The sequence below is a fragment of the Nonomuraea sp. NPDC050680 genome (assembly GCF_040654555.1).
GTDB lineage: Bacteria > Actinomycetota > Actinomycetes > Streptosporangiales > Streptosporangiaceae > Nonomuraea.
Map to the genome: position 1 here is coordinate 24090 of NZ_JBFAIF010000025.1, position 12823 is coordinate 36912.

12 protein-coding genes, 1 tRNA gene and 1 other RNA gene are annotated in these 12823 nt (G+C 69.2%); 6 read left to right on the forward strand and 8 right to left on the reverse strand.

Annotated features, from left to right (window positions below):
- Positions 1–186: 186 nt before the first annotated feature.
- From AB0H88_RS45115 to AB0H88_RS45135, 5 genes are all read right to left on the reverse strand, one after another.
- A complete protein-coding gene (locus AB0H88_RS45115) occupies positions 187–1245 on the reverse strand; it encodes an aspartate-semialdehyde dehydrogenase (protein WP_357655169.1) in 1059 nt (352 codons plus the stop codon).
- Positions 1242–2516, reverse strand: coding sequence for an aspartate kinase (locus AB0H88_RS45120; RefSeq protein WP_357655171.1), 1275 nt, complete (start codon positions 2514–2516; stop codon positions 1242–1244). The genes AB0H88_RS45115 and AB0H88_RS45120 overlap by 4 nt, the downstream gene beginning before the upstream one ends.
- Before the next feature lie 84 nt (positions 2517–2600).
- On the reverse strand, positions 2601–3131 hold the full coding sequence (locus AB0H88_RS45125; protein WP_357655174.1) for a DUF5063 domain-containing protein: 531 nt from the start codon (positions 3129–3131) through the stop codon (positions 2601–2603).
- Positions 3124–3723, reverse strand: coding sequence for a recombination mediator RecR (gene recR / locus AB0H88_RS45130; RefSeq protein ID WP_225302238.1), 600 nt, complete (start codon positions 3721–3723; stop codon positions 3124–3126). Before recR ends, AB0H88_RS45125 begins: the two co-directional genes overlap by 8 nt.
- 3 nt (positions 3724–3726) lie before the next feature.
- A complete protein-coding gene (locus AB0H88_RS45135; RefSeq protein WP_225302239.1) occupies positions 3727–4077 on the reverse strand; it encodes a YbaB/EbfC family nucleoid-associated protein in 351 nt (116 codons plus the stop codon).
- A gap of 410 nt (positions 4078–4487) precedes the next feature.
- On the opposite strand from AB0H88_RS45135, the gene AB0H88_RS45140 reads away from it, so the two are divergent.
- Positions 4488–5774 (forward strand): transcriptional regulator, encoded by a 1287-nt coding sequence (locus AB0H88_RS45140; protein ID WP_357655177.1) that lies wholly within the window; start codon positions 4488–4490, stop codon positions 5772–5774.
- Positions 5775–5839: 65 nt separating this feature from the next.
- Here AB0H88_RS45140 and AB0H88_RS45145 read toward each other — a convergent pair whose 3' ends face one another.
- Complete coding sequence (locus AB0H88_RS45145; protein WP_357655180.1) at positions 5840–8419, reverse strand: DNA polymerase III subunit gamma and tau; 2580 nt, start codon at positions 8417–8419, stop codon at positions 5840–5842.
- Positions 8420–8450: 31 nt separating this feature from the next.
- An RNA gene (gene ffs / locus AB0H88_RS45150) (signal recognition particle sRNA small type) lies at positions 8451–8546 on the reverse strand.
- A gap of 105 nt (positions 8547–8651) precedes the next feature.
- On the opposite strand from ffs, the gene AB0H88_RS45155 reads away from it, so the two are divergent.
- From AB0H88_RS45155 to AB0H88_RS45170, 4 genes are all read left to right on the forward strand, one after another.
- Positions 8652–8739 (forward strand) — tRNA-Ser (locus tag AB0H88_RS45155).
- A 441-nt stretch (positions 8740–9180) separates the two neighbouring features.
- Entirely contained in the window at positions 9181–9969 is a 789-nt protein-coding gene (locus tag AB0H88_RS45160; RefSeq protein ID WP_357655183.1) for a GNAT family N-acetyltransferase, read from the forward strand.
- A 134-nt stretch (positions 9970–10103) separates the two neighbouring features.
- Positions 10104–10325, forward strand: a complete 222-nt coding sequence (infA, locus tag AB0H88_RS45165) for a translation initiation factor IF-1 (RefSeq protein ID WP_357655186.1) — start codon at positions 10104–10106, stop codon at positions 10323–10325.
- A gap of 245 nt (positions 10326–10570) precedes the next feature.
- The gene (locus AB0H88_RS45170) at positions 10571–11029 is read left to right on the forward strand and encodes an ArsI/CadI family heavy metal resistance metalloenzyme (protein WP_357655189.1); all 459 of its coding nucleotides are present in this window, start codon (positions 10571–10573) and stop codon (positions 11027–11029) included.
- Here the strand turns inward: AB0H88_RS45170 and AB0H88_RS45175 are convergent.
- On the reverse strand, positions 11004–11900 hold the full coding sequence (locus AB0H88_RS45175) for a helix-turn-helix domain-containing protein (protein WP_357655192.1): 897 nt from the start codon (positions 11898–11900) through the stop codon (positions 11004–11006). The genes AB0H88_RS45170 and AB0H88_RS45175 overlap by 26 nt on opposite strands.
- Before the next feature lie 77 nt (positions 11901–11977).
- Here AB0H88_RS45175 and AB0H88_RS45180 point away from each other — a divergent pair, with 77 nt between their 5' ends.
- Complete coding sequence (locus tag AB0H88_RS45180) at positions 11978–12814, forward strand: alpha/beta hydrolase (RefSeq protein ID WP_357655194.1); 837 nt, start codon at positions 11978–11980, stop codon at positions 12812–12814.
- Positions 12815–12823 lie beyond the last annotated feature (9 nt).

The window sequence follows — 12823 nt, forward strand, 5'->3', positions numbered from 1 at the left end:
CGGTGACACGGCCCGGTGACACGGCCCGGTGACACGGCCCGGTGACACGGCCCGGTGACACGGCCCGGTGACACGGCCCGGTGACACGGCCCGGTGACACGGCCCGGTGACGGCCAACAGCCCAGCAGGCGGCGCGCCGTGCGAACACGCACGACGCGCCGCTTACCGGGAGATCCGGAGGAGCGACTACAGCTCGCCCGCCACCAGCTCAGCGATCTCGGCGGCGTTGAGCGCCGCGCCCTTACGCAGGTTGTCACCACACACGAACAGATCCAGCGTGTTCGGGAAGTCCACCGCCTGCCGGACCCGCCCGACATACGTCGGGTCGGTGCCCACGACGTCGATCGGCATCGGGTAGACCCCGTTGGCCGGGTCGTCCATCAGCACCACCGTCGGCGCCGCTTCAAGCACCCGGTGCGCGTCCGCCACCGTGATGTCACGCTCGAACCGCGCGTGCACCGCGAGCGAATGCGTGGTGATCACCGGCACCCGGACACAGGTCGCGGAGACCTTCAGGTCGGGGATGCCGAGGATCTTGCGCGACTCGTTGCGCAGCTTGAGCTCCTCGGAGGCCCAGCCACCCTCCTTGTACGAGCCCGCCCAAGGCACCACGTTGAACGCGATCGGCGCCGGGAACGGCGACTCCTCGGGCAGCTTGTTGGCCAGCACCTTGCGTACGTCGCCCGTCACCTGGCCGATCGACCGGTCACCGGCCAGTGCCTCGACCTCGTCGTACAGCCGCGCGGAACCGGCCACGCCCGCGCCGGAGACCGCCTGGTAGGAGGCGACGACGAGCTCCTTGAGCACGTATTCGGCGTGCAGCGCGCCCATCGCCGCCATCATCGACAGCGTGGTGCAGTTGGGGGTCGAGATGATGTTGCGCGGCCGCCGGCGGGCGTCGAGCGGGTTGACCTCCGGCACGACCAGCGGGACATCGGGCTCCATGCGGAACGTGCCCGACTTGTCGATCGCGATGGCGCCACGCTCGGCCGCGATCGGCACCCACACGGCCGACACCTCGTCGGGTACGTCGAAGATGGCGATGTCGATGCCGTCGAACACCTCGGGCGCCAGGGCCTGCACGACGACGTCCTCGCCGCGCACCCTGAGCAGCTTGCCGGCCGAACGCGCCGAGGCGACGAGGCGTACCTCGCCCCAGATGTCGGCGCGGGTGGAGACGAGGTCGCGCATGACGGTGCCCACGGCCCCGGTCGCGCCGATCAACGCCAGATTGGGCCTGCTCATCGTCCTGAACCTCCGTACACCACTGCTGAGACCTGGTCCGCGTCGAGATCGAAGGCCCGGTGGGCGGCCGCCACGGCCGTGTCGACACCGTCCTGCCCGACGACCACCGAGATGCGGATCTCCGAGGTGGAGATCATCTCGATGTTGACCCCCGCGTCGGCGAGGGCCGCGAAGAACGTCGCCGTGACGCCCGGGTGCGAGCGCATGCCCGCGCCGATCAGCGACACCTTCCCGATCTGGTCGTCGAAGAGCAGCGACTCGTAGGCGATGTCTCCCTGGATCTTCTTCAACGCCGTCAGCGCCGTCGAGCTGTCGGTCGTGGGCAGCGTGAAGGAGATGTCGGTGCGGCCCGTGGCCGCGGCCGAGACGTTCTGCACGATCATGTCAATGTTGATCCCGGCGTCCGCCAGAGTTTTGAAGATCGCGGCAGCCTCGCCGACCTTGTCGGGCACCCCGACAACGGTGATCTTGGCCTCGCTCCGGTCGTGCGCGACGCCGGAGATGATCGGCTGCTCCATCTCGGTTCCTTCGGTATAAGGATCGGAAACGACCCAGGTGCCTTCTTTGGTGCTGAACGAACTGCGTACATGGATCGGCACATGGAAGCGCCGAGCGTACTCGACACAGCGCAGGTGCAGGATCTTCGCGCCGCAGGCCGCCATCTCCATCATCTCGTCGTAGGAGATCTTGGGGATCTGCCGGGCCGCGCGCACGATGCGAGGGTCGGCGGTGAAGATGCCGTCGACGTCGGTGTAGATCTCGCAGACATCCGCCTCCAGCGCGGCGGCCAGCGCCACGGCGGTCGTGTCGGAGCCGCCACGGCCCAGCGTGGTGATGTCCTTGGTGTCCTGCGAGACGCCCTGGAACCCGGCCACGATCGCGATATGGCCCCGGTCGAGCGCCTCGCGGATGCGGCTCGGCGTCACATCGATGATGCGCGCCTTGCCGTGCGTGGAGTCGGTGATCACACCCGCCTGCGAGCCGGTGAACGAACGGGCCTCGTGCCCCAGATTGGCGATCGCCATCGCCAGCAGGGCCATCGAGATGCGCTCGCCGGAGGTCAGCAGCATGTCGAGCTCGCGGCCCGGAGGCAGCGGCGACACCTGCTCGGCCAGGTCGAGCAGCTCGTCCGTCGTGTCGCCCATCGCGGAGACGATCACGACCACGTCGTTGCCGGCTTTTTTCGTCGCCACGATCCGCTGCGCGACCCGCTTGATGCAGGACGCGTCGGCGACGGACGAACCACCGTACTTTTGCACAACGAGCGCCACGAGAGTCTCCCGGTTCGGACTGTGAGGTGCCAGTCTACTGGGGGCTTCTCGTGGGCCTGATGGCTCATACCACTATGTGGATGATCACACCGTCGTGGCTTCCTCCGCCACGTCAAGCCGCGAGTGGGCGGCGAGTGCCTGAAGAGCCCGCATGGCCGCGCCCGCGTGGTTGCCCCACGTATTGAAATAGGAGTATTGCCACCACCACAGCGCCTCGTGCGGCCGCCCGGCCTGAAAATGCCGCAGTCCGTGGATGAGGTCGGCGGCGACCGCCGTCAGATCGTCGGAGAGCCGGTATGCGGTGACACCCGTGTCCTTGTACGGGTCGAACACCTCGGCATAGTCGTCGACCGCCTCCAGCAACTCCGACATCGCGGTGCGTACGCCGTCGATGTCGGGATCCTCACTCAGCGGCGGCTCGTAGTTGCCCGAGAGGATCACATCCTCGTTGGCGCCGAGCTTGGCGCCCGCGAGACTTACCTGCGCCACTTCGACCAGCAGTAGCGACCAGATGGCGTCGCCGCCCTCGCCGCCGGCAACCCTGGTCAGGCCGTCCACATAGTTCTGCGCGTGAGCGGCTATCTCCTCCGCCAGCGCGCTCCACTGGTCAGACATCCAGCAGCCTCCGTCCTTCGAACGCGCGGCCCAAGGTCACCTCGTCGGCGTACTCGAGGTCACCGCCCACAGGCAGACCGCTGGCCAGTCGTGTCACTTTCAGACCCATCGGCTTGACCAGACGGGCAAGGTAGGTAGCCGTCGCCTCCCCCTCGAGATTGGGGTCCGTGGCGAGGATGAGCTCCGTGACCCGGCCATCGGCCAGGCGCGTCATGAGCTCCCGGATGCGCAGATCGTCAGGGCCGACGCCGTCGATCGGGCTGATCGCGCCGCCGAGCACGTGATAGGTCCCGCGGAACTCGCGCGTCTTCTCGATCGCGACGACGTCCTTGGACTCCTCGACCACGCAGATCACATGAGTGTCGCGCCGCTGGTCGCGGCAGATGCGGCACTCTTCCTCCGCGGCCACGTTGCCGCAGACCCGGCAGAACCTGACCTTCTCCTTGACCTCCAGCAGGGCGTGGGCCAGCCGCTTCACGTCGGCCGGGTCGGCCGCCAGCAGGTGGAACGCGATCCGCTGTGCGCTCTTGGGACCGACGCCGGGCAGCATGCCGAGCTCGTCGATCAGGTTCTGGACGACCCCTTCGTACATGGCCTAGAACCCTGGCAACTGTCCGAGACCGCCGCCGCCGAGTCCCTGGGCCAGCGGGCCCAGTTTCTCCTGCTGCAGGTCGGCCGCCGCGCGTACGGCGTCACGTACGGCGGCGATCACCAGGTCGGCGATCGTGTCGGCCGTATCCTGCGGGTCGTCGGCGTCTATGACGCTCGGGTTGATCTTCAGCTCGAGCAGCTCTCCCGAACCGTTGACCACGGCTGTGACCATGCCGCCGCCGGCCGAGCCCTCGATCTGCGCGTCGTTGAGCTCCTGCTGGGCGCTCACAAGCTGCTGCTGCATGAGCTGTGCCTGCTCCAGCAGCTGCTGCAGGTTGACATCCCCTGGGTTCACCGTCGTGCGCTCCTCGTGGCTCCGCGTTCTTGACTGCCACGAGCCTACGGTGTTTGGGCGTCGTCATGTACTGCGGCATCCCCCGCGTTTCGCCTTGGCCGGATCCCGGCCCCCCTCCAGTGTCCGAGACCCGGCCAACACGTCGGCCGGAGCGGCCGCACCACGCCGACGCGTTGCCGCACGCTAGCCGCGGCAACGTTGCACACACGTTGCGATCGTTCAATCACCCCTTGCAATCCCCCCGAACCGGTTGCGGCCACCAACCGCGAAGCGGATGCTCACCGTAAGGGGTTGACTACTTGGAGTGGCCCATGTGTCACACACATCCGGACGCGTACTCCCGCTACTCTCGCGGGGCGCGCGCAGCGGCGGCGGTTACGGAGGAGGCGGCGTCGGAGGGACCGTACGGGATGGCCATCACAGGGCTGCGCATCGGCCCGGAGGACATGAGCGTCGGCCCGGAGGACATGAGCGTCGGCCGGGAGCACACGAACGAGATCGGGAACGCCTACGACCTCCACGAAGTGCACCCGTTGCAGCCACTGCTCCCCCTACTCGCCCAGCCGCTCGCCCACATAGCCGACGAATCAGCCCACATGATGGTCGTCACGGACGCCGACGGCTGGGTCCTGTGGCGCGAAGGCAACCCTGACGCGGCCACCCGCCGGGAGGTGCACGTCTACTCGGAAGAAAGCCTCATGCGCGTGCTGCACGTCCAGTCACGCAGCGCCGCCCCGATCATCGACCCCGACACCGACCGGGTGCTCGGCTGCGTCGACATCAGCGCTGTCGACCTCAGCGGCACCGCGCGCTCCCCGCACCCGGCCACGGTCGCGCTGGTCTGCGCCACGGCCAAGCTCGCCGAGACCCAACTCGCCCTGCGCATGCACGAACGCGACGAGCGCCTGCGCCGCCGCTACGAGGCGCTGGGCGGCCACCCCGGTATCCTGCTCTCCCAGACCGGACGCGTACTCTCCGGAGACCCGCTGGGCACGCTCGGCGAACGGCTCCCGCTGCCCGCCCCCGGCGAGCGCATGATTCTCCGAGACGGCCGTTTCGTCCTCCTCGAACCCTTCTCCGACGGCTACCTCCTGCGCGCCGCACCCCCCACATCCGCCCCAGCATCCGCCCCCACCCACCTCCGCCTGCACGGCTTCCTCGGCGAAGGCTCGCCGACCGCCCTGGTGGGCGAGCACCGTCTGCCACTCTCCCTCCGGCACGCCGAGATCCTCGCCCTCCTGGCCCTGCACCCCAGCGGCCTCAACGCCGAACAGCTCTCTTTCCATCTGTACGGCGACGCCGGCAATCCGGTGACCATCCGGGTCGAGATCCACCGCCTCCGCGCCGAGCTCGGCGACACGATAGGCGCCCGGCCGTACCGTCTGACCTCACCCATCGAGGCCGACTTCCTGGAGCTCCGCGGCCTGCTGGCAAACTCGGACCCCGCCTCACTGGCCCGCGTCTACGCCGGACCGCTGCTGCCGCGCTCGGAGTCGCCCGAGATCCGCCGCGAAAGGGACGAATTCGAGGTCCAGGTACGTACGTGCCTGCTGCTGCGCGGCTCACCCGACGACCTGTGGGCGTACGCGCAGACCTCCGGCGGGCGGGAGGACTTCGAGGTCCTGCAGCGTCTCGCGACCTCTCTCCCCGCCACCGACCACCGCGCCGCCGCCGCCCAAGCCCGCCTGCGCGCCTGAGACCGCCGGCTCACCGCACGCCCGAACACGGGTCCATGGTCGCTGACGCCTGGGCGGGCGTGGCCTCAGATCTCGCCGATCACCTGGGCGCCGAGCTCGCTCTGGAGCAGAGCCATCCCGGAGCGCGCGTCCACGTCCGCGTCGGCGTCGTTCAGCGGGTCGACCTCGTCGGCCTCCGGACCCTTCCGGCGGTTGGGGACAGCCTCGGGCCAGGCGGCAGAGCCTGCCTGTTGCCTGGAGCCGGGGGCCCTGGGACCCGCTTGGGCGGCTGCCTTCGCGGCCGACCTCGCGGCGGCCAGTCCCGTCCCGGGCGAGCCCGTACCCGCGCCGACGCTTACGGCTCGTCCCGCACCCTGGGGCCGGGCACCGGTCGTCGAGTCGGTGGGGTCCGGGGTGGGCGGAGAGCCGGGACTCGGATCGTCAGGTGCGTCCGGCCATGACTCGTCCGTCGTCGGACGGACACCGCTCTGGGACGCGTGATCGGCCGGTCCGGGTGGTTGGCCCGCCTCCTGGGAGCCGGAGTCGTCGTTCGACGAGCCGTGCGAATGAGCACGGCCGTGCCCCGACTGAGCACCGCTCTGCGGAGCCGCCGCAGCGCCCGGCTGGTTGTACCGGGAAACGCTCGACTGCGACGGATCCGTTTGCGGACCCGCGTGCGAGCCCGGGTGCGGCCCTGTGTGCGAGCCCGACTGCGGACCCGCGTTCGAACCCGGCTGCGGGCCGGGCTGAGGCCCTGGCCGCGAGCCCCCGAAGCCCTGGGAAACCGGGGAGCCGCCTACGACCGCCTCAACCCGCCAGGTGCCGCCGAGCACATCGCCCAGCGCGCCGGCCACCACGGCGTCCTTGCCGCCCCCCGTGAAGTTCTTCATCGCGCCGACCTGACCGAAGCCGAGCGTGACCAGATTGCCCTCGATGCCCACCACCTGGGCATTGGTGCTCACATTGGCCCAGACGACGATGCTGCGCTGCTTGAGCGCGGCCAGCACGGCGGGCCACTGCTGCTGGACCCCCCCAGCGCCACCCCCGGCTACCGCCCCGCCACCAACTGGAGCCGCACCTTGGTGGGACGACGCCCCCTGCCCCTGGGACGCCTGGCCTTGGGATGACCCCTGAGGCACGGCCGCATGCGACGCCGGCCCCTGGGCCCCGGCGCCGGGCGACGACGCTGCCTGGGATCCGGCGGCTGACTGCGCGGGCCGACCTGGACGAGCCGGCTCCGGCCAGTCGTCGGCACTGTTCGCCTGGGATCCCGGGCTCGCGGACACACCACCCGCCGAACCACCCACCGCCGGCCCGTCGGCCTGCGCACCTCCACCCGCATGAGCGCTGTCCCCAGCCTGCGGAACACCACTCGCGTACGCGGGCCCACCACCCTGCGCGGGACCACTCGCGTGCGAGGCACCCCCACCATGCACAGCACCACCGACAGGCATGGGCTGGGCAGGCGCGGCCTGGACAGACGCGGCCCGGGAGGCCATCTGGGCGACGGCGCCACCGCGTTCGAGGCGCTCAAGGCGGGCGAGCAGGGCGTCCTCGCCCTGCGACGCGCCGGGCAGCAGAACACGGGCGCACATCAACTCGAGCAGGAGCCGCGGCGAGGTCGCACCGCGCATCTCGGTGAGGCCGGCGTTGAAGATCTCGGCGGCCCGCGTGAGCTCGGCCGGCCCCATGGAGCCGGCCTGCTGGACGAGGCGCTCCAGCTCATCGGCCGGGCGGTCGAGCAGACCACTGCCGGCGGCCTCGGGGACGTTCGCCAGGATCACCAGGTCGCGGAAGCGTTCGAGCAGGTCGGAGGCGAACCGGCGAGGATCGTGGCCGCCCTCGATCACCCGGTTGACGGTGTGGAAGATCTGCGCCCCGTCACGGGAGGCGAACGCCTGGACGACCTCGTCGAGCAGGTCGCCATCGGTGTAGCCGAGCAGCGAGACGGCCTTGGCATAGGTGATGCCGTCATCCTCGGCCCCGGCGAGCAGCTGGTCGAGGATGGACAGCGAGTCACGCGCGGACCCGGCCCCGGCGCGTACGACGAGCGGCAGGGCGGTCGGCTCGAACGGCACGTCCTCCGCGACCAGGATCTCTTCGAGCAGCGCGCGCAGCGTCGCCGGCGGCATCAGCCGGAAGGGATAGTGGTGGGTCCGCGACTTGATGGTCCCGATGACCTTTTCCGGCTCGGTGGTCGCGAAAATGAACTTCAGGTGCGGCGGGGGCTCCTCGACGAGCTTGAGCAGCGCGTTGAAACCCTCGCGGGTCACCATGTGCGCCTCGTCGATGATGTAGATCTTGAAGCGCGCGGAGACGGGCGCGAAGAAGGCCCGCTCACGCAGGTCACGCGCGTCGTCCACGCCACCGTGGGAGGCGGCGTCGATCTCGATGACGTCGAGGTGGCCCGGCCCGGTGGGGGCGAGCGCGACACACGACTCGCAGACACCGCACGGGTCGGGGGTCGGGCCCTTCTCACAGTTGAGCGAACGCGCCAGGATGCGGGCGCTGGAGGTCTTGCCGCAGCCGCGCGGCCCGCTGAAGAGGTAGGCGTGGTTGATACGGCCCGTACGCAGCGCCTGTCGGAGCGGATCTGTGACGTGTTCCTGACCCTTGACCTCGGCGAAGGTCCCGGGTCGGTACCTGCGATAAAGCGCAAGGCTCATACGACCATCCCGCCTGCGAGGGGGCTCTCAACGAAGAGACCCCCCGCACACCCGCCAGAGCCCGCTTATCCTTGCTGCCTTCCGGCCCTGGGGAGGTTCACAGGATGACGCCGCGCGAGGGGTCCTTGGACAGTCTAGCCACATCCAGCAGTGCTCGCTGCAGCCAAATCGTGGTCTCGCCGGACGTAAATCATGGTCTCGTGACGTACGGGAGTCCGGTAAGCTACTCGGCGGAGGATTCGCCTAGTGGCCGAGGGCGCACGCTTGGAAAGCGTGTAAAGGGCAACCTTTCAGGGGTTCAAATCCCCTATCCTCCGCCAGCTCAGAAGGGGTGTGCCGTCACGACGGCACACCCCTTCTGGCTTTCCAGTCTCAGTTGACATCATCGCGGCACCTCGGACGTGTCACAAGCGAGGCAACAAGGAGATCGTTCGTGTCGCTCATACCGGTCTTGTCAGAGTTGGCGATCCTCAAGGATCAACGACGCGACGGGCGGGCGCCTGGACCTTGGGAGAGCCGTGCGACTCGCGGCTGATGAGCACATTGGCGGCCCGCCGAGTTGGCCGGCGGAAAACGGTTGTACGGGATCGCGTTCGGGTTGATAGCGTGCGGAAACCGTGACAGACCACGAGGAGGTGAGACCCATGAACGCTGTATCGATGTGGGTGCTCCCCTTCGTCGTCACGGTCGGGCGATTGACGTAGGTGTCGCCGGGAGCGCCTCGACAAGGCGATCCCGAAAGGCAACAACCTATGAACCCTATGCATGTCACTTCGGGCATGGACGAGCATGCCGTAGTCATCGCGCGGGTCGCGGACAATCAATGGCACGCCGTGGCGGACGACCGGGTGGTCGGCCGCGGCGACACTTCGCGCCGGCCCGACGGACGGATCTTCGTCAGCATCGACGCGTGGCACGGCGCGGTCTTCGACCGGCTCGCCGAAGCCATGCTGGCGGACCTGCCGAAGCCGCTGTACACGGTGGTCGACGAGGCCGAACTCGACTTGAGGTCCCACTGGGAACGAGCCGGCTTCACCATCCGACGCCGCGAGTGGGAGTACGTCGTGCCCACCGACCCGCAGGTCACGGGACTCGGCTCAGCGCCACCGCCGGCGGACGTGACGATCGTGGGCGTCGGCGAGGCGCAGGAGGGCCCCCTGCGTGAGCTGGACCGCGTGATCCGCGAAGAGGTCGAAGCCACCGTCGGATGGCAGGAGATGCCGGCTGAGGTGTTGCCCCGCCCGGCCGGCGTCACTCTGGCGGACCCGTCGAAGTACGCGGTGGCAGCACAGTCCGACGGATATGTGGGACTGGTCCGGGTGGCGCCGGTGACCCGGCGGCCACGGATCGGTCTGATCGCGGTCCGGTCCGACCGGCACCGCCGCGGCATCGCCCGGGCGCTGCTCGCCCATGTGCTGGATTCGCTGCACCGCCGCGGGATCGAAACAGCATCGGCCGAGGTGAACGAGTCCAACGGGGCGGCTATGGCGCTCTTCGAGGGCGTCGGCGCCCGACGTGCGAGCAGCAACCTGGAGCTGGTGCTCCGCTGACGCTCCACCCAGCACGCGGGACGGTCGGGTCGCAGCCGCCGTCCGCGACAACCGCGCCCGCCGAGGCGCCTCGATCACGGTCGCGGCAACAGAATCCGTTTCCGCACCGACCTCACAGCCACTCCGGAGAAATCATGGCAAGAAAAGCGGGCGGCATCGAAGTGGAGGGCACCGTCGTCGAGTGCCTACGCAACGCCACCTTCAAGGTAGAGCTCGAGAACGGGCACAAGGTGCTGGCGCACATCAGCGGGAAGATACGGAAGAACTACATAAAGATCTTGCCGTATGACCGGGTGCTCGTGGAGCTCAGCCCCTACGACCTCAACCGCGGCCGAATCCTCTACCGATACAGGTAGCGGCGGGCCCCGGAGTGTTACAGCCAGGTCTTGCGCCGCGGTTCGCCGCGCGCCAAGCGCGGAAGACCGGCTGTGACACTCCGGGGCCGGCGTCCCCGGCATTGCAAGCACCTGCTCGTGTCAGCCGTCGTTCGGCTTGAGGCAGCTCCTGCTTCGACATGCCCCTAATTTGACAAACTTCTAAGCAAGAGCGCAAACTCGTAACTGTTTAGACATTCATCGAAACAACAAGGTGGGAGATCGTCATGTCACGCGTCCAGCTCGCCCTGCGCGTCGCCGACCTGGAGAGTTCGATCGCTTTCTACTCCAAGCTGTTCGGCACCGAACCGGCCAAGCTTCGCCCCGGCTACGCCAACTTCGCCATCGCCGAGCCTCCGCTCAAGCTCGTACTGATCGAGGGCGACAAGGGCGAAGAGACCCGCATCGACCACCTCGGCGTCGAGGTCGAGGACACCGCCCAGGTCGACGCCGCCACCCAGCGGCTCAAGGACGCCGGCCTGGCCACCTTCGAGGAGAACGACACCTCCTGCTGCTACGCCCTCCAGGACAAGGTGTGGGTGCACGGCCCGGGGGCCGAGCCATGGGAGGTGTACGTGGTCAAGGGCGACGCCGACACCCTGACCAAGGAAACCGACTCAGCCTGCCGCACCCCGGCCACCGCATCGGGCGACGAATCGGTCAACACGTCGGAGAGCTGCTGCTGAGCGCGATCGATCTCGCTGTGGTCCGCGGGTTGGCGGGTGAGTGGCTGGGCCAGGCGATGTCGTCAACCGCCAGAAACGGCTCGTCGGCCACGGTCGCGGGGGTTACCCCGGTGAACGCCACGACGTCCCGATGCAGGTGGGACTGGTCGGCGTAGCCGGCGTCGGCCGCGACCCGGGCCGCCCCTTCACCCGCGACCAGGCGGTGGGCGGCGTGGTCGAAGCGGACCAGCTTCACGGCACGCTTGGGCGGCAGGCCGAGCTGCGAGCGGAACCGGGACCACAGCCGCTTACGGCTCCATCCGACTTCGGCCGCGAGTCCGTCGACCCGGGCCAGACCACGGCTGCCGACGATCCGGTCCCAGGCCCAGACCACCTCCGGGTCCACCGGCGGCGACCCCGCCTCGTAGCGGCGGGCGAGCAGTGCGTCCGTCAACGCGAAGCGTTCCTCCCACGACGAGACATCGCCCAGTCGCTCACGGATCCGTGACGCCTCCCGGCCCCACAGGTCGTCGAGGGCCACCATGGCGCCGTCGAGTTCGGCGGGGGAAGCGCCCAGAACCGCGCGTGCGATCACCGGGGACAGCCGTACCTGTACGCACTCGACGTTCTCCCCCCGCGCCCAGACCGCACCCCCGGACCCGATGCCGGGCCCGGCGACGACGCTTCCCAGCTGCTGCCGCCCGGCGGCGTCGTCCAGGACGGGCGAACCGGCGCCGAAGTCCAGCAGCAGCGTCACGGCCGGATGCGGGACCATCCGGAGCGCGTCCAGGTCACGGACACGGAACCCGGCCATGGTGATACCGGCCACCCGGCTGCGCCGCTGCGGGGATGCGACCTCCCACACCGCCGCGCCATGTACGAACGTCCGCACCGTCCCATGCTACGCGCGCCGGCTGAGGGGAACATTCGTCCAATCCGCCGGCGCGTACCGGCGACGACAGTGGCCTCATGACCATTTCCGACGGCGTGAACGACGACACCGAGACGACCGAGAATTCGACCCTGTCCCTGGACGGCGACGACATCTACGTGTGCCAGGACGGCCCCCACGACGCCCCCGTACTCCTGCTCATCCACGGGTCCGCATCCTCGACCCGCTCGTGGGACACGCTGGTTCCGATGCTGACCCAGTCCCATCGCGTCATCCGGATCGATCTGCTCGGGCACGGCCGATCAGCCAAACCGGCCGACCGCAGCTACGCGACCTCGGAGCAGGGACGCCGGGTGGGCGCGGCGCTGGACCGGCTCGGCGTCGAGCACGCCATCGTCGTCGGCCATTCCAGCGGCGGCGCGGTCGCCACCGCCCTCGCCGAACAGCGACCCGACCTGGTGAACGCGCTCGCGCTCATCAACACCGGGCCCAGCCTGTACGCCTTCATCGCGTCGGAGTCCGCCGCGATCGGACCCTCACAGTGGCCGCCGACCGACAAGCAGCTCCGCCAGTTCGCGAGCACCGGTTTCAGCCGCGCGGGCTACCAGATCCCCCAAGAGCTCCTGAACGAGGTGCGCGCTATGACGTACCACACGCTCACCGCCACGATGCAGGGTATCCGCGAGTATCTGGAGCAGCAGGCGCTCCCGGACCGGCTGACGCCCCTGGGCAAGCCGCTGCTGGTGATTTTCGGCGAGGACGACCGGCGATGGCGATCCTCATCCGCCGCCGACTACCGCGCCGTTCCGGGCGCGAGAGTCGAGTTGCTGCCCGGTCTCGGACACTCACCCATGCTCGAGGATCCGCCGCGGACCGCCGCACTCCTCCTGGCCTTCACCACGCGGGCGAGCTGAACGAGCTGA

Excerpts from the sequence above, each read along its gene's own strand:
- AB0H88_RS45180 (WP_357655194.1), top strand. The coding sequence starts at position 11,978 with ATGACCATTTCCGACGGCGTGAACGACGACACCGAGACGACCGAGAAT.
- AB0H88_RS45170 (WP_357655189.1), top strand. The coding sequence starts at position 10,571 with ATGTCACGCGTCCAGCTCGCCCTGCGCGTCGCCGACCTGGAGAGTTCG.
- AB0H88_RS45125 (WP_357655174.1), bottom strand. The coding sequence starts at position 3,131 with ATGTCTGACCAGTGGAGCGCGCTGGCGGAGGAGATAGCCGCTCACGCG.
- AB0H88_RS45115 (WP_357655169.1), bottom strand. The coding sequence starts at position 1,245 with ATGAGCAGGCCCAATCTGGCGTTGATCGGCGCGACCGGGGCCGTGGGC.
- infA (WP_357655186.1), top strand. The coding sequence starts at position 10,104 with ATGGCAAGAAAAGCGGGCGGCATCGAAGTGGAGGGCACCGTCGTCGAG.
- recR (WP_225302238.1), bottom strand. The coding sequence starts at position 3,723 with ATGTACGAAGGGGTCGTCCAGAACCTGATCGACGAGCTCGGCATGCTG.
- AB0H88_RS45140 (WP_357655177.1), top strand. The coding sequence starts at position 4,488 with ATGGCCATCACAGGGCTGCGCATCGGCCCGGAGGACATGAGCGTCGGC.
- AB0H88_RS45160 (WP_357655183.1), top strand. The coding sequence starts at position 9,181 with ATGCATGTCACTTCGGGCATGGACGAGCATGCCGTAGTCATCGCGCGG.
- AB0H88_RS45145 (WP_357655180.1), bottom strand. The coding sequence starts at position 8,419 with ATGAGCCTTGCGCTTTATCGCAGGTACCGACCCGGGACCTTCGCCGAG.